The 215-nt window shown below is 48.8% G+C and carries 1 tRNA gene; it reads left to right on the forward strand.

The window, feature by feature from the left end:
• A tRNA-Ala gene (locus EXT46_RS18755) sits at positions 1–76 on the forward strand.
• Positions 77–215: the final 139 nt, after the last annotated feature.

Raw genomic sequence — 215 nt, forward strand, 5'->3', positions numbered from 1 at the left:
GGGGCTATAGCTCAGCTGGGAGAGCGCTTGCATGGCATGCAAGAGGTCGGCGGTTCGATCCCGCCTAGCTCCACCAAATTCTACAGTGCAACACACGTTTCTATCTCGGTAGGCTAAACTTCGAATGTTTAGGTGTGATACTCGTATGGTAAGAGTTTAAATAACCAGTCCTAGTGACATTAAATTCAGCGTTTTTGCTAAGGCCGCTTCGCCTC

Source organism: Pseudoalteromonas sp. CO325X (assembly GCF_004208955.1).
Lineage (GTDB): Bacteria > Pseudomonadota > Gammaproteobacteria > Enterobacterales > Alteromonadaceae > Pseudoalteromonas > Pseudoalteromonas ruthenica.